At 71.3% G+C, this 14,912-nt stretch carries 11 protein-coding genes; 2 read left to right on the top strand and 9 right to left on the bottom strand.

Going from position 1 to position 14,912, the window contains the following annotated elements; genetic code table 11:
- Window positions 1-23: 23 nt before the first annotated feature.
- Together AMK27_RS26570 and AMK27_RS26565 are read right to left on the bottom strand one after the other, a co-directional pair.
- Window positions 24-1,580 carry a PucR family transcriptional regulator gene (locus AMK27_RS26570; RefSeq protein ID WP_073913028.1) on the bottom strand — a complete coding sequence of 519 codons (1,557 nt, stop codon included), beginning with the start codon at window positions 1,578-1,580 and terminating at the stop codon, window positions 24-26.
- 83 nt (window positions 1,581-1,663) lie between these two features.
- Complete coding sequence (locus tag AMK27_RS26565; RefSeq protein ID WP_338014334.1) at window positions 1,664-3,796, bottom strand: ATP/GTP-binding protein; 2,133 nt, start codon at window positions 3,794-3,796, stop codon at window positions 1,664-1,666.
- A gap of 591 nt (window positions 3,797-4,387) precedes the next feature.
- On the opposite strand from AMK27_RS26565, the gene gabT reads away from it, so the two are divergent.
- Together gabT and AMK27_RS26555 are read left to right on the top strand one after the other, a co-directional pair.
- On the top strand, window positions 4,388-5,722 hold the full coding sequence (gene gabT, locus AMK27_RS26560; protein ID WP_073913023.1) for a 4-aminobutyrate--2-oxoglutarate transaminase: 1,335 nt from the start codon (window positions 4,388-4,390) through the stop codon (window positions 5,720-5,722).
- Window positions 5,723-5,892: 170 nt separating this feature from the next.
- On the top strand, window positions 5,893-6,642 hold the full coding sequence (locus AMK27_RS26555) for a phosphatase PAP2 family protein (protein WP_073913020.1): 750 nt from the start codon (window positions 5,893-5,895) through the stop codon (window positions 6,640-6,642).
- On the opposite strand, the gene AMK27_RS26550 is transcribed toward AMK27_RS26555, so the two are convergent.
- The 7 genes from AMK27_RS26550 to AMK27_RS26520 form a co-directional block, all read right to left on the bottom strand.
- Window positions 6,593-8,443 (bottom strand): chitinase, encoded by a 1,851-nt coding sequence (locus tag AMK27_RS26550; protein ID WP_445194874.1) that lies wholly within the window; start codon window positions 8,441-8,443, stop codon window positions 6,593-6,595. The two genes, AMK27_RS26555 and AMK27_RS26550, sit on opposite strands and share 50 nt — an antisense overlap.
- Before the next feature lie 186 nt (window positions 8,444-8,629).
- Entirely contained in the window at window positions 8,630-9,100 is a 471-nt protein-coding gene (locus AMK27_RS26545; protein WP_073913014.1) for a hypothetical protein, read from the bottom strand.
- A 135-nt stretch (window positions 9,101-9,235) separates the two neighbouring features.
- The gene (locus tag AMK27_RS26540; protein WP_073913011.1) at window positions 9,236-10,654 is read right to left on the bottom strand and encodes an NAD(P)/FAD-dependent oxidoreductase; all 1,419 of its coding nucleotides are present in this window, start codon (window positions 10,652-10,654) and stop codon (window positions 9,236-9,238) included.
- A 37-nt stretch (window positions 10,655-10,691) separates the two neighbouring features.
- On the bottom strand, window positions 10,692-11,486 hold the full coding sequence (locus tag AMK27_RS26535) for an ABC transporter permease (RefSeq protein ID WP_073913008.1): 795 nt from the start codon (window positions 11,484-11,486) through the stop codon (window positions 10,692-10,694).
- Window positions 11,486-12,412 (bottom strand): ABC transporter permease, encoded by a 927-nt coding sequence (locus tag AMK27_RS26530; protein WP_073913006.1) that lies wholly within the window; start codon window positions 12,410-12,412, stop codon window positions 11,486-11,488. Before AMK27_RS26530 ends, AMK27_RS26535 begins: the two co-directional genes overlap by 1 nt.
- Window positions 12,409-13,578, bottom strand: coding sequence for an ABC transporter ATP-binding protein (locus AMK27_RS26525; RefSeq protein WP_073913004.1), 1,170 nt, complete (start codon window positions 13,576-13,578; stop codon window positions 12,409-12,411). Before AMK27_RS26525 ends, AMK27_RS26530 begins: the two co-directional genes overlap by 4 nt.
- 43 nt (window positions 13,579-13,621) lie before the next feature.
- On the bottom strand, window positions 13,622-14,869 hold the full coding sequence (locus tag AMK27_RS26520; protein ID WP_073913001.1) for an ABC transporter substrate-binding protein: 1,248 nt from the start codon (window positions 14,867-14,869) through the stop codon (window positions 13,622-13,624).
- Between the last annotated feature and the right edge of the window lie 43 nt (window positions 14,870-14,912).

Below are 14,912 nucleotides of genomic sequence, written 5' to 3'. Positions count from 1 at the left end.
GCCGGCCCCGCCCTCCGCTGCCGCTACTCCGCCGCGCCCTCCCCCGTCGCCTTGAGCGCCAGCCACAGCTCCATCCGTACGTCCGGGTCGTCGAGCGAGCGGCCGAGGATCTCCTCCACCCGCCGCATCCGGTAGCGCAGGGTGTGCCGGTGGACCCCCAGGTCGGCCGCGGCCGCGTCCCACTGGCCGTGCCGGGAGAGCCAGGCGCGCAGGGAGGCGACGAGATCGCCGCGGCCCGTCGCGTCGTGGTCCCGCAGGGCGCGGAGCATCCCGTCGGCGAAGGCGCGGACCGCGTCGTCGGCGAGGAGCGGCAGGACCGAGCCCGCCGCGAGGTCCTCGTGCTCGACGAGCGCCTTGCCGCGCCGCCTCGCCACCGAGAGGGCCTGTTCCGCCTGCTTGTACGCGGTGGCGGCGGTGATGGGGCCGGCGGGGGCCGAGAGTCCGATGGTGAGGCCGGCGTCCTCGGCGTCCCGTTCGGCGTACCCCTCGCAGGCGGCGACGACCGCGCCCGCGTCGCCGGCGAGGACGACGAGCCGCTGCTCGCTCTCGGGGACGGTGAGCACCGCCTCGCCCGCGCGTGCGGCCGCCGACTCCAGGGCCTCGGCGAGGACCTGGAGCGCCGGTTCGCCGGCGGGGTCGCCCCCGGCGGATTCGGCGACGAGGAGCCGGAAGGGGGCGTCGAGCAGCCCGCCGTACACGTCGCCGGCCACCGCGCGCGCGTGGTCCGGCTGGCCCGCGAGCATCATCTTCAGGACCGCGGCGCCGAGCCGCTGCTCGGCGGCCTGCAGCGAACGGGAGCGTTCCGTCGTGAGGGTGAGCAGGGCGATCGCCGAGTGCACCGCGTACCGCTCGGCCGTCCCCAGGGGCGCGCCGGTGCCGACGGCGAGGGCGCCGCGGACGCGGCGTCCGGTGCCGAGCGACTGGAGCTCGACACGGTCGTCCGTGCCGCCGACGACGGCACTGGCGGGCGCGGGCCGGTCGCGCAGCCGCTCGACGTCGGAGGTGAGGCGGGCGGCCCGGCGGGCCGCCCAGTCGGGCGAGACGGCGACGACGGTGCCGGAGGTGTCGTAGAGCGCGGCCCAGCCGTCGACATGGGCCGCGAGCCGGGCGACGACGGCCTCGGGGCCCTCGGCGAGCGCGGCACGGGTCAGCTCGCGCTGGGCCTCGAAGCCTGCGGTGACGGCGCGGTACTGGTCGGCGGAGATGGCCGCGGACACGGCCTTGCTGATGGCGAGGAAGGGGGTCCTGCGCGGCACTTCGAGGAGGGGCAGGTGCTCGTCCCTGGCCGCGTCGAGCAGGGCGGACGGGATCTCGTCGTAGTTGACGCCGACGGCGAAGCCGAGCCCGACGACCCCCGCGCCGAGCAGCCGCCGCACGTAGCGGCGCATCGCCTCCAGGTCCTCCGCGTCGAGGGTGAGCGCGGTGGTGAGGAGGAGCTCGCCGCCCTCCATGTACGGGACGGGGTCGGCGAGCTCGCTGACGTGCGCCCAGCGGACGGGGGTGTCCAGACGGTCCTCCCCCGCCCGGACGACGAGCTTCAGGGAGGAGTGCTGGACGAGGGAGGCGAGGGTGGGCGGCATTGGGGACCGTCGGACCTTTGGGCGAGGGGGCGCCGCTCAGCCGAGCGGCGCCCCCGATTGTGCCAGGGCGGCGGGGTGGCCGCTCAGCCGCGGAGGTCGACGAGCATGGGCGGTACCTGCTCACCCCGCACGTGGCTCAGCGAGAGGACGGCGTGGCCCGGGGGGACGGCGTGAGCGAGGTCCGAGGCGGACCAGCGCTGCCGCTCCACCTCGCGCACGGTGACCGCCTCTGTGGTCACCGCCTTGCCCGTCACCAGCTTGCGCAGGGCGTGGATGGCCCTGGTCATCGGCTGATCGGCGAAGACGGTGTGATGGGCCACCTCGGTCATCTCCACCCGTTCGGTGCCCCACGCTTCGGCGAAGGCCCGACCGTCCCAGGTGGGAAGGCCCGAGAAGGCCATCCGGCAGCCGACGGTCGCGAGGAGCGGTCCGTGCAGGGCCTCAGGCACCTCCGCGAGGGTGCGGAGGGCCAGCACGACACCCGAGTTCTGCGTCCGCAGCCGCTGAAGAGCCCGCAGGGCGCCCGGGGTCACGGCACCCGCCGCGTCGTCGAGCACCAGGAACGCGGAGATCCCCCGCCCCGCACCGCCGCGCGTGATGTGCTGGAACTGGGCGAGCAACAACCGATTGAGCAGACGCGCGGCCTCCTCGTGGCCGCCCTCGGGCAGGCTGATCCGCACCCGCATCGGGTGCTGCGCGGCGGACCGCAGGGAGAAGGACCTCGACCCCTCCGCCCCGCCGAAGAACTCGGCGAAGAGCGGCCGGTCGAGAGCGGCGAGTCGGTCGGCGAGGACGGGGCCCAGGTCGTTCGTGGTCCCGACCTGCCGAAGCCGGGACTCCAGCTCGCGACGCATCGCCTGCGCGCCGTCGGCCGGCAGGAGGTCGAGCAGGTCCCGCAGGCTCTCGGGGCGGGCTTCGAGCAGTTCCCGCAGGACCGGCACGGTGGGAAACCGTCCGTACGCGACCCGGTAGGGGCCGAGGAGCTGCGCCAGGACCGTGGCGGCTCGTCGCGTCTCCATGCCCTCCATGTCGCCGACCAGTCCTTCGGCGAGGCACGCGGCGGCCTCGTCCGGGTCCGTGGCTCCGGCGTACAGGTCGAGGTCGTACCGGGAGGCGGGGTCGCCGAGTCGGATCACGACGTCGTACGCCGCGTCGGGACCGAGCTGCGATCCGGCCGAGCCGACGGCGACGACGGCGCAGGCGCCGGTGAGCGCCTGGAGGCACAGTGACTCGACCACGGGGGCGACGAGGGACCGCGTCTTGCCCGATCCGGAGGGGCCCACGGCCAGAAGGGAGGTGCCGAGGAGCTCGGGGTCGAGCGCCAGACCCGCGTCGTGGTAGCTGCGTGAACCACGCTCGGCAGCCACCCACCGGCCGACTCTGACCTGGCCCTCGAGGAGGTCGTGGGAGGCCGAACGGGCGGGCAGATCTCGGTCGCCGGACGGGTGCGTGTCGGCGGCGGCACCCTGGCGGACGAGGGCGTCGACGAAGGCGGCACGGCGTCCGGCGTCCCGCTCGCCCGCCTGCCAGACGCGGTGCAGCCGGGCGCAGTCGGCGTCATTCATGCGCCCGGCGGCGACTTCGCCGGTGAGTACGTCCGCCGCCCGGTGCGCGCCCGCGGCCCGCAGCTCGGGCCATTGCGAGCGGGGGATTCCCTGGCTGCTCGGAGCGGCGGGGTCCGGGCTGCTCGGGGCGCTCCCGGAGCGCCATTGCCGGTAGAGGCCCTCCCAGCCGCCGATCTTCGCGCACGGCCAGATGACCAGCGCCGCGGCCAGGACGTACACCGCGTAGATGACGATCGGCGACCCGGCGATCTGCCACCCACCGGTCACCAGGGCGATGAGGTAGAGGATCGGGTTCACGACCGGTACGGCCGACCAACCCAGGTGAAGGGCCTCGGGCAGGACGGCCGCCAGTCCGACGAGCGCCGCCAGTCCCGTGAGCGCGGCGCGGACCGGAGGACGGCGTCGCTCGAGGTAGTAGCCGATGATCCTGCCCCAGGAGCCCAGGGCACCGACCACCCATACGAGGCCGAAGAAGACGAGACCGTCGAAGATCGTGTGGACCGCGACGCCCTGCCAGTCCCTCGCCGTCGCTCCGAAGCCGGTCCACCAGTCGTTCGGCGTGAAGGTACGCATCACGGTGGCCGCGTACGGCAGGTTGTCATTGCGATACGCCAACCAGATGAACAGTCCGACCAGCAGGGGGACCATCATCCCGAGCAAGGTGATGGGCCTGATGCGCGTGACCTCGGCAGGCGGCGGAAGGTACCGGAACCGCCAGATGCCGAGAGGGGCCTCCGGACGCGGAGCATCGAGCCACTCGGCGACGGGCGAGGAAGCGCGCACGGTGGCCGGGGCGGGAGCCCTGGGCGGCAACGGCGGGACGCTGGGCAGCCCCGGCCCGACCCTTCGAGCTGGTGGCACCTCGGGGGCGGCCGCCCCCCGGGGAGGCCCCGCCGGTCGCGGCACCGCGCCCCCCTTGGTGTCGCCTGACTCGTACGTGCCGTCGGTCTCCATGAACCCCTGCCCCCTGAACAGCCAGGTCGCCGCCTCTGTACCACCGTCAATCTAGTGCGCGGGAGGCGCACGGGAGGGGATTCGACCACCCGTACAGCCCACGCATGCCCGAGCAGTCGAGCCCAGACCACGACGAGCGCCACCGCCTCCTCCCACCCCCGCCCTGTCCATCCCGGACAACGACACACCCCCCACCACTCCCGATCGGCGCATGCCTCCGCCCCCGCCTCGCGCCTAGCCTGCGGAGGAAACCCGCAAGTGCGTCCAGAACACCCCCAGGAGCCCCGCATGAACGCTGTCCCGCAGGAGCGGCGCATCGTCACCGCCATCCCCGGTCCGAAGTCGCAGGAGCTTCAGGCCCGCCGTCTCGACACGGTCGCCGGTGGCGTGGGCTCCACGCTCCCCGTCTTCACCAAGCGGGCCGGTGGCGGCATCATCGAGGACGTCGACGGCAACCGCCTGATCGACTTCGGTTCCGGCATCGCCGTGACCTCCGTCGGCGCCTCCGCCGAGGCCGTCGTGCGCCGCGCCTCCGCGCAGCTCCAGGACTTCACCCACACCTGTTTCATGGTGACCCCGTACGAGGGCTACGTGGAGGTCTGCGAGGCGCTCGCCGAGCTGACCCCGGGCGACCACGCCAAGAAGTCCGCGCTGTTCAACTCCGGCGCCGAGGCCGTCGAGAACGCGGTCAAGATCGCCCGTTCGTACACCAAGCGCCAGGCCGTCGTCGTCTTCGACCACGGCTACCACGGCCGTACGAACCTCACGATGGCGCTGACCTCGAAGAACATGCCGTACAAGCAGGGCTTCGGTCCGTTCGCCCCCGAGGTCTACCGCGTGCCGGTGGCCTACGGCTACCGCTGGCCCACCGGCCCGGAGAACTGCGGCCCCGAGGCCGCCGCCCAGGCGATCGACAACATCACGAAGCAGATCGGCGCCGACAACGTCGCCGCGATCATCATCGAGCCGGTCCTCGGCGAGGGCGGCTTCATCGAGCCGGCCAAGGGCTTCCTCCCGGCGCTCGTGAAGTTCGCCAACGACAACGGCATCGTCTTCGTCGCCGACGAGATCCAGTCCGGCTTCTGCCGTACCGGCCAGTGGTTCGCGTGCGAGGACGAGGGCATCGTCCCGGACCTCATCACCACCGCCAAGGGCATCGCGGGCGGTCTGCCGCTCGCCGCCGTCACCGGCCGCGCCGAGATCATGGACTCCGTCCACGGCGGCGGTCTCGGCGGCACCTACGGCGGCAACCCGGTGGCCTGCGCCGGCGCGCTGGGCTCCATCGAGACGATGAAGGAGCTCGACCTCAACGCCAAGGCGCAGCGCATCGAGGAGGTCATGAAGGCCCGCCTCACCGCCATGCAGGAGAAGTTCCCGGCCATCGGCGACATCCGCGGCCGCGGCGCCATGATCGCCATCGAGCTGGTCAAGGACCGCGACACCAAGGAGCCCTACGCGGAGGCCGCCGCCGCGCTGGCGAAGGCCTGCCACGCCGAGGGCGTTCTGGTCCTGACCTGCGGCACCTACGGCAACGTGCTGCGCTTCCTGCCGCCGCTGGTCATCGGCGAGGACCTGCTGAACGAGGGCCTCGACGTCATCGAGAACGCGTTCGCCCAGATCTGACGGCAGGTCCGGGAGCGGGCCCGTGCCGGGTGCGGCATCGGACCCGAGTTCGGATCCGACCTGGGATCCGGCCCGGATCTGACACTCCGTGTGAAGACTGTGTGGGGGGCCGATGGCGGGACGCGTTTCCTGCTGTCGGTCCCCCCTTCTCTGACGTACGGTTTCTGCAGATGAGAGAAACACCCCGGGCGGAGCCTCCCCAGCACCGCCCACACCGTGCCGTCGCGCACACCCCTGGAGCCTCGTGCTCCGGAACTCCTCATGGATCGGACGGCCGCCCGCCCCACACCCCCCGGGGCGTGCGGCGATCCGATCCTCTCGGCCGCTCTGGAACCACCCCCCCTGTTCCAGGGCGGCCGGCTCTCTTCTCGGCGCTCGTCGCCCTCGTCGTCGTGACCTGGCAGGTGCTCGTCCACGGCCCCTTGGCCAGGCTCGACGAGCGGGTGTCCCGGGCCGTGGTGGACTCGGTCCCCCGGCCCCTCTCCGAACTCGGCGCCGACCTCGGCAACATGACCGTCGCCCTCCCCGTCCTCGCCTGCGCGATGGCGTACGCGGTGTGGCGCGGCCGACGGATCGCCGCCCTGTACGCGGGCCTCGCCATGGCCGCCGTACCCCTGCTCGTGATCCCCCTCAAGGAGTGGACGGCCCGCCCCGGTCCGCTGGAACCCTGGGCGCACGGCTACTACCCCTCGGGCCACACCGCCACGGCGATGGTCGCCTACTTCGGTGCGGCCTTCCTGGTCTCGAACCGGCTGGTCCCCGTCGCCGCCGTGCTGACGGCGGTGACGGGGACCGGTCTGGTGCTGCGGGGCTACCACTGGCCGCTGGACGTGCTGGCCAGCCTCTGCCTGTCGCTGCTGATCCTCGCGGTCAGCTCCAGTTGTACGCGTCGAAGTTGTTCGAGAACTGCCACTGGTTGAAGCGGTCCCAGTTGATCGACCAGGTCATCAGGCCGCGCAGGGCCGGCCAGGTGCCGTGGGTCTGGTAGCTGCCGCAGTTGGTCTTCTTCGTCAGGCAGTCCAGCGCCTTGTTCACCTCGGCGGGGGCCGTGTGGCCGTTGCCCGCCTGGGTGGAGGCCGGGAGGCCGATCGCGACCTGCTCGGGGCGGAGGGCCGGGAAGACGCGGTCGGTGTTGCCGGCGACCGGGAAGCCGGTGAGCAGCATGTCGGTCATCGCGATGTGGAAGTCGGCGCCGCCCATCGAGTGGTACTGGTTGTCGAGGCCCATGATGGAGCCCGAGTTGTAGTCCTGGACGTGCAGCAGGGTGAGGTCGTCGCGCAGGGCGTGGATGACCGGCAGGTAGGCGCCGGCGCGCGGGTCCTGGCCGCCCCAGGGGCCGGAGCCGTAGTACTGGTAGCCGAGCTGGACGAAGAAGGTCTCCGGGGCCATGGTCAGGACGAAGTTCTGGCCGTACTTGGCCTTGAGGGTCTTGACCGCCTGGATCAGGTTGACGATGACCGGGCTGGTCGGGTTCCGGAAGTCGGTGTCGCCGGTCTGGAGGGACAGCGAGTGGCCCTCGAAGTCGATGTCGAGGCCGTCGAGGCCGTACTCGTCGATGATCTTCGAGACGGAGGAGACGAACGTGTCGCGGGCGGCGGTGGTGGAGAGCTGCACCTGGCCGTTCTGGCCGCCGATCGAGATCAGGACCTTCTTGCCGGCGGCCTGCTTGGCCTTGATGGCGGCCTTGAAGTCGGCGACCGACTCGACGTTCGGGCACTCGGTCGCGGGGCACAGGCTGAAGCGGATGTCGCCCGAGGTCACCGAGGTCGGCTCGCCGAAGGCGAGGTTGATGACGTCCCAGGAGGCGGGGACGTCGGCCATCCGGGTGTACCCGGAGCCGTTGGCGAAGCTGGCGTGGAGGTAGCCGACGAGGGCGTGCGCGGGCAGGCCGGGGTTGCCCGGGTTGCCGCCGCTGGTCGTCGTGGCGCTCACGGTGGCCGACTTCGCGGACTCGCCCGCGCTGTTCACCGCGCTGACCTGGAAGGTGTACGCGGTGGAGGCGGTGAGTCCGGTGACGGTGGCCGAGGTGCCGCTGACCGTCTGGACCTTGGTGGTCCCGCGGTAGACGTTGTACGAGGTGGCGCCGGAGACCGCGGACCAGGTCAGCGGCACGGTGGTGGAGGTCGGGGAGCCCGCCGCGAGACCGGAGGGGGCAGCCGGGAGCTGCACGGGGTCGCCGCCGGGGCCGAAGAGGGAGAGGTCGTCGGCCTGGTAGGCGGGGGTGCCGTACCAGCCGTGGGTGTAGATCGTGACCGAGGTCGTCGAGGCGCCCGTCGTGAACGTGGTCGCGAGCCGCTGCCAGTCGGGGGCGGAACCCGTCCAGGTGGAGACGTCGGTGGTGCCGGTGCCGGTGGCACCGAGGTAGACGTAGCTGCCGCGCACCCAGCCGCTGAGCGTGTACGAGGAGTTGGGCTTCACGGCGACGGTCTGGGAGCAGCGGGCGTTGTCGCTGCCCGCCGGGGTCGCCTGGAGCGCCTTCGTACCGCCGTGGGTGGGGGTGGAGACGACGGCGCCGCTGCCGGCGGTGCAGGTCCAGCCGTCGAGGCCGGCCTCGAAGCCGCCGTTGCGGGCGAGTTCGGCGTCGGCCGCCTGGGCGGCGGGGCCGAGTGCGGCGAGTCCTCCGGCGGCGAGGACGCCTGCGAGGAGCAGGGTGAGAGGTCTGGCGCGGTCCACAACTGCCTCCGGGGATGGGGGAATCGAGGTGGGAGCGCGCCACAGCATGGTCCAGACCAATCGAGTGGTCAAGACCTCTACCCCTGACGTCCGCACGGCGGACACACCGGTCCGCCCACCGTACGGACCGCTCGCCGCACGGACCGCACTTCACGCCGATCCCCCCTCGTACGGACCGCCCTCCACTCCGGTCCGCCCGCCGTACGGACCGCACTCCCCCGTCGGCCGCGCCGGCTACGGCGCCCCTCCCGCCCGTCCGATCTGCCCCGCCGCCTCGTGCATCGCCAGCTCCAGGAGCGAGGCGTCGGTGAGGGTGCCCGCGCCGTCCGGCGCCACCAGCCAGCGCACGCCGCCGGTCGCCCGGCCCGGGTACGGGACCACGATCCAGGTCCCGGCGCCCGCGCCGCGCACCCCGGTGCCGAGCCAGCGGGTCACGGTGCCCGGCGGGACGAAGAAGCCCATCCGGGCGTCGCCGAAGTCGGCGAGGACCGGACCAGGCCGGCCCACCAGGCGGGTCAGGACGTCGAGGGTGGGATACCCGAGCTCCGCCGGCAGGATCAGGACGTCCCAGCGCCGGCCGGCGGGCAGCAGGGCGACCCCGTGCGGGTTGCGCTCCCACTCCCACCGGCAGGCGTCGGGATCGGGAGCGACCGAGACCAGCCACTCCACCGCGCCCTTGGCGCCCGAGGCCCCCGTACCAGTCATCGCAACGGTCTCCTTCCGTGTGGACACGGTGTCCGTACGGAGAGAGCGATTCGGGCGACTGCTCTTACGCGGTTTCAGCTACCCATCGGTTGTGATGTGGGTCACACGGGGGTCGGAGCGGCAGGCCGTGCGGCCTCAGCTGTCGAAGCCGAGCCCCATCCGGTCCATCGTCTTCAGCCACAGGTTCCGTCGGCCGCCGTTCTCGTCGGCGCGCGCCATCGCCCACTTGGTGATGCCGATGCCCGCCCAGGCGATCGGTTCGGGAGGGAACGGCAGCGGCTTGCGGCGGACCATCTCGAGCTCGGTGCGCTCGGTCCGCTCGCCCGCGAGCAGGTCCAGCATCACGTCACCGCCGAAGCGGGTCGCGCCGACCCCGAGGCCGGTGAACCCGGCCGCGTACGCCACCTTGCCCTGGTACGCCGTGCCGAAGAAGGCCGAGAAGCGGGAGCAGGTGTCGATCGCGCCGCCCCAGGCATGGCTGAAGCGGAGCCCCTCCAGCTGCGGGAAGCACCGGAAGAAGTGCTCGGCGAGCTTGAGGTAGGTCTCCGGACGGTGGTCCATCTCGGCGCTGACCTTGCCGCCGAAGGGGTAGATCGCGTCGTAACCGCCCCAGAGGATGCGGTGGTCGGCGGTGATCCGGAAGTAGTGGAACTGGTTGGCGGAGTCGCCGAGTCCCTGCCGGTTCTTCCAGCCGACGGAGGCGAGCTGCTCGGCGCTGAGCGGCTCGGTCATCAGGGCGTAGTCGTAGACCGGGACGGTGTACGCGCGCACGCGCTTGACCAGCGAAGGGAAGACGTTGGTGCCGAGGGCGACCCGGCGGGCGAGGACGCGGCCGTAGGGGGTGCGGACGCCCATGCCGGCCCCGGCGGAGACCAGGTCGAGCCCCGGGGTGTTCTCGTAGACGCGTACGCCCAGGTCCAGGCAGGCCCGCTTGAGGCCCCAGGCCAGCTTGGCGGGGTTCAGCATGGCGACGCCGCGGCGGTCCCAGAGGCCGCCGAGGAAGGTCGGCGAGTCGACCTCGGCCCGGACGGCGTCCCGGTCGAGGAGTTCCAGGCCGTCCGCGAGGCCGAGCCGCTCGATCTCCTCGTACATCTCGTGGAGCTCGTCGAGCTGGTACGGCTCGGTGGCGACGTCGATCTCGCCGGTGCGCTCGAAGTCGCAGTCCAGGGAGTAGCGGGCGACCGCCTCCTCGATGCCGTCGAGGTTGCGCTCGCCGAGCTCCTCCAGCTTCGGCAGCTCGCCCGGCCAGCGGGCGAGCCCGTTGCCGAAGCCGTGGGTGAGGGAGGCGGCGCAGAACCCTCCGTTGCGGCCCGAGGCGGCCCAGCCCACCTCGCGGCCTTCGATCAGTACGACATCCCGGGCGGGGTCGCGCTCCTTGGCGAGGAGCGCGGTCCACAGTCCGCTGTAGCCGCCGCCGACGACGAGGAGATCGCACTTCTCGGTGCCGGTGAGGGCGGGCAGGGCGCCGGGCTTGCCGGGGTCTTCCAGCCAGAAGGGGACGGGCTGGGCGTCGGAGAGAGATTGTGCAGCGAGACGCATGGCGACTGGGGCCATGGTTTCCAACTCCTTCGGTGCCTGAGCTGCGTATCGCTCAGGCTGTTGCTGTTTTCCTGCGCCGGTTCGTAATGATCTGACCGGCCACGACCACCAGTACCGCGAGGACGAACATCGCGGTGCCGATGACGTTGATCTGAACGGGGGTTCCTCGCTGTGCCGAGCCCCAGACGAACATGGGGAAGGTGACGGTGGAGCCCGCGTTGAAGTTGGTGATGATGAAGTCGTCGAACGAGAGCGCGAAGGCGAGCAGGGCGCCGGCGGCGATGCCGGGGGCCGCGATCGGCAGGGTGACGCGCAGGAAGGTCTGCACGGGCCCGGCGTAGAGGTCGCGCGCGGCCTCCTCCAGACGCGGGTCCATGGACATGACCCGGGCCTTGACCGCCGTCACGACGAACGACAGGCAGAACATGATGTGGGCGATCAGGACCGTCCAGAAGCCGAGCTCGATGCCCATGTTGAGGAAGAGCGTGAGCAGCGAGGCGGCCATGACGACCTCGGGCATCGCCATCGGCAGGAAGATCAGCGAGTTGATCGCGCCGCGGGCCCGGAAGCGGTAGCGGACGAGCGCGAAGGCGATCATCGTGCCGAGGACGACCGCGCCGACCGTCGCCCAGGCGGCGAGCTGGAGCGAGAGCGAGAGCGACTCGCACATGTCGGCGACGCCGCAGGGGTCCTTCCAGGCGTCGAGCGAGAACTCCTGCCAGGAGTAGTTGAAGCGCCCCTTCGGCTTGTTGAAGGAGAACGCCATCACGACGAGGTTGGGCAGGATCATGTACGCGAGCGTGAGCAGGCCCGCGACGACGACGAGGTTCTTGCGGATCCAGCGCATCAGACGAGGTCCTCCGTTCCCGCTCGGCGGATGTACACGGTGACCATGACCAGCACGATCGCCATGAGGATGAAGGAGAGCGCGGCCGCCGTCGGGTAGTCGAGGACCCGCAGGAACTGCGACTGGATGACGTTGCCGACCATCTTGGTGTCGGTCGAGCCGAGCAGTTCGGCGTTGACGTAGTCGCCGCTCGCCGGGATGAACGTGAGCAGGGTGCCGGAGACGACGCCGGGCATCGACAGCGGGAAGGTCACCTTGCGGAAGGTGGTGGCCGGGGAGGCGTACAGGTCCTGCGCGGCCTCGTGCAGCCGGCCGTCGATCCGCTCCAGGGAGGTGTAGAGGGGCAGGATCATGAAGGGCAGGAAGTTGTACGTGAGACCGCAGACGACCGCCATCGGGGTGGCGAGGACGCGGTCGCCCTCGGTCCAGCCGATCCAGCTGGTCACGTCGAGGACGTGGAGCGCGTTCAGCGCGTCGACGACGAGGCTGTCGTCGGCGAGGATCGTCTTCCAGGCCAGCGTCCGGATGAGGAAGCTGGTGAAGAAGGGGGCGATGACGAGGACGAGGAGCAGGTTGCGCCAGCGGCCGGCCTTGAAGGCGATGAGGTACGCGAGCGGGTAGCCGAGCAGCAGGCAGAGGATGGTCGCGGTCCCGGCGTAGAGCAGGGAGCGGACGAACTGCGGCCAGTACTCCTGGAAGGCGTCCCAGTAGGTCTGGAAGTGCCAGGTGACCTGGAAGCCGGCTTCGAGCGAGCCGGTCTGCACCGAGGTCGAGGCCTGGTAGACCATCGGCAGCGCGAAGAAGACGAGCAGCCAGATGATGCCGGGCAGCAGCAGCCAGTAGGGGACGAGCCGCTTGCGGGTGGCGGGCTTGCGCAGCACCGGTTCCTCGGTGGGCGGCGCGTCCTTCACGAGGGTCGCGGTCATCCGGTGGCCTCCACCGTCTCCACACCGGCGTCGATGTCCTGGTCGGCGTCGAGCCCGAAGGTGTGGGCCGGGTTCCAGTGCAGGACGACCTCGGCGCCGGGGAGGAGTCCCGCGCGCCGGTCGACGTTCTGCTCGTACACCTGGAGCTCCGCGCCCGCCGGGCTGTTCACCACGTACTGGGTGGAGACGCCGATGAAGGAGGAGTCGGCGATCCGGCCGGTGACGCGGTTGCGGCCGTCGGGTATCGAGTCGGCGTCGTCCTTGTGCGTCAGCGAGATCTTCTCGGGGCGGACGCCCACGAGCACCCGGCCGCCCTGGCGGACGGCGGAGGTACAGCGGTCGCCGGGGACGCGGAGCCTGCCGCCGCCGGCCGTGACCAGCACGTCGGCACCGGTCTCGACGACCTCGGCCTCGATGAGGTTGGAGGTGCCGAGGAAGTTGGCGACGAAGGTGGTCTGCGGGTTCTCGTACAGGTCGGCGGGGGCGCCGAGCTGCTCGACGCGGCCGCCGTTCATCACCGCGACCTGGTCGGCCATCGTCATGGCCTCCTCCTGGTCGTGGGTGACGTGCACGAAGGTGATGCCGACCTCGGTCTGGATGCGCTTGAGCTCCAGCTGCATCTGGCGGCGCAGCTTGAGGTCGAGGGCGCCGAGCGGCTCGTCGAGGAGCAGCACCTGCGGGTGGTTGATGAGCGCGCGGGCCACGGCGACGCGCTGCTGCTGTCCGCCGGAGAGCTGGTGCGGCTTGTGCCGGGCCTTGTCGCCCAGCTGGACGAGCTCCAGCATGTCGTCGACCTGCTTCTTCACCGACTTGATGCCGCGGCGGCGCAGGCCGAAGGCGATGTTCTCGGTGATGTCCATGTGCGGGAAGAGCGCGTAGGACTGGAAGACGGTGTTGACCGGCCGCTTGTACGGCGGGAGGTCGGTGACGTCCTTGTCGCCGAGGAAGACGGTGCCGGTGCTGGGGTCCTCCAGGCCGGCGATCATCCGCAGGGTGGTGGTCTTGCCGCAGCCGGAGGCGCCGAGGAGGGCGAAGAAGGAGCCCTGGGGGACGGTCAGGTCGAGCGGGTGGACCGCGGTGAAGGAGCCGTACGACTTGCTGATCCCGGTGAGACGGACGTCGCCGCCGCCCGTGGTCTTTCCGGTGTGAGGAGTGCTGTCAGTCATGGGTTGTGGTCCCGGGGAGTGAGAGAGGTGGACGACGGGGGCCTCAGGCGCCGATGAGCTTGGCGAACTTCTCCTCGTACGCCGTCTCCTCCGCGCTGGTGAGCGAGCGGAAGGCGTGCGACTTCTTGGCCATGGCCTTGTCCGGGAGGATCAGCGTGTTGTTCGCGAGTTCGGGGTCGATCTTCGCGAGCTCGTCCTTCACCCCGTCGACGGGGCACACGTAGTTGATGTACGCGGCGAGCTGGGCGGCGACGGGAAGCTCGTAGTAGTAGTCGATGAGCTTCTCGGCGTTGGTCTTGTGCCGGGCCTGGGCGGGGACGAGCAGGTTGTCGCTGGAGGTGATGTAGCCGGCGGACGGGATGGAGAACTTGATGTCCGGGTTGTCCGCCTGGAGCTGGATGATGTCGCCGGCCCAGGCGAGACAGGCCGCGATGTCGCCCTTGTCCAGGTCGGAGGTGTAGTCGTTGCCGGTGAAGCGGCGGATCTGCTTCTTGTCGACGCCCTTCTGGAGGCGCCCGATCGCCGCGTCGTAGTCGGCGTCGGTGAAGTCGCCGGGGTCCTTGCCGAGGTCGAGCAGCGTCATGCCGACGGAGTCGCGCATCTCGGTGAGGAAGCCGACCCGGCCCTTGAGCGACGGGTCGTCGAGGAGCTGGGTGACCGAGTCGACCTTCTTCCCGCCGGTCGCCTTGGCGTTGTACGCGATGACCGTGGAGATGCCGGTCCACGGGTACGAGTAGGCGCGGCCGGGGTCCCAGTCGGGGCTGCGGAACTGGGCGGAGAGGTTCGCGTACGCGTGGGGGAGGTTCGACGCGTCGAGCTTCTGGACCCAGCCGAGCCGGATCATCCGGGCGGCGAGCCAGTCGGTGACGCAGATCAGGTCGCGGCCGGTGTCCTGGCCGGCCGCGAGCTGCGGCTTGATCTTGCCGAAGAACTCGACGTTGTCGTTGATGTCCTCGGTGTACTTGACCTTGATCCCGGTGCGCTTCGCGAACGCCTCCAGCGTCGGGCGGGACTTCTCGTCCTCGCTGACGTCCATGTACTCGGTCCAGTTGGAGAAGGCGAGGGTCTTCTCCTTGGCCGACACGTCGGTGGAGGCGGGCCCCTGGCCCTCCCGCTTGGCCGGCGGGATGCCGCAGGCGCTGAGGGACGCGAGGCCTCCGACGGTGAGCGCGCCGACGCCGCCCGCGCGCAGCATCGAACGGCGGGTGAGGGCGCCCCGGCCGCTCGTCAGGCTGCGACGTATCGCCGCCGTCTGCGCGGCGGAGAGGCTGTCGGGCTCGTACTGCTCCATGCGCTGTGCCCTTTCGGGAGGGTGAGTGTGCCGCTGGTCCGGC

Origin of the sequence: Streptomyces sp. CB02009, from assembly GCF_001905825.1 — a bacterium.
Taxonomy (GTDB): Bacteria; Actinomycetota; Actinomycetes; order Streptomycetales; family Streptomycetaceae; genus Streptomyces.
Note: the sequence above shows the minus strand (reverse complement) of the source record. Positions and strands in the feature narration are given on the sequence as shown.

Bases quoted from the DNA above. Each gene is read 5' to 3' on its own strand.
- AMK27_RS26530 (WP_073913006.1), bottom strand. From the start codon at position 12,412: ATGACCGCGACCCTCGTGAAGGACGCGCCGCCCACCGAGGAACCGGTG.
- AMK27_RS26570 (WP_073913028.1), bottom strand. From the start codon at position 1,580: ATGCCGCCCACCCTCGCCTCCCTCGTCCAGCACTCCTCCCTGAAGCTC.
- AMK27_RS26550 (WP_445194874.1), bottom strand. From the start codon at position 8,443: ATGCTGTGGCGCGCTCCCACCTCGATTCCCCCATCCCCGGAGGCAGTT.
- AMK27_RS26525 (WP_073913004.1), bottom strand. From the start codon at position 13,578: ATGACTGACAGCACTCCTCACACCGGAAAGACCACGGGCGGCGGCGAC.
- AMK27_RS26545 (WP_073913014.1), bottom strand. From the start codon at position 9,100: ATGACTGGTACGGGGGCCTCGGGCGCCAAGGGCGCGGTGGAGTGGCTG.
- AMK27_RS26565 (WP_338014334.1), bottom strand. From the start codon at position 3,796: ATGATGGTCCCCCTGCTGGTCGGACTGTTCATCTGGTTGGCGTATCGC.
- AMK27_RS26520 (WP_073913001.1), bottom strand. From the start codon at position 14,869: ATGGAGCAGTACGAGCCCGACAGCCTCTCCGCCGCGCAGACGGCGGCG.
- gabT (WP_073913023.1), top strand. From the start codon at position 4,388: ATGAACGCTGTCCCGCAGGAGCGGCGCATCGTCACCGCCATCCCCGGT.
- AMK27_RS26540 (WP_073913011.1), bottom strand. From the start codon at position 10,654: ATGGCCCCAGTCGCCATGCGTCTCGCTGCACAATCTCTCTCCGACGCC.
- AMK27_RS26555 (WP_073913020.1), top strand. From the start codon at position 5,893: ATGAGAGAAACACCCCGGGCGGAGCCTCCCCAGCACCGCCCACACCGT.
- AMK27_RS26535 (WP_073913008.1), bottom strand. From the start codon at position 11,486: ATGCGCTGGATCCGCAAGAACCTCGTCGTCGTCGCGGGCCTGCTCACG.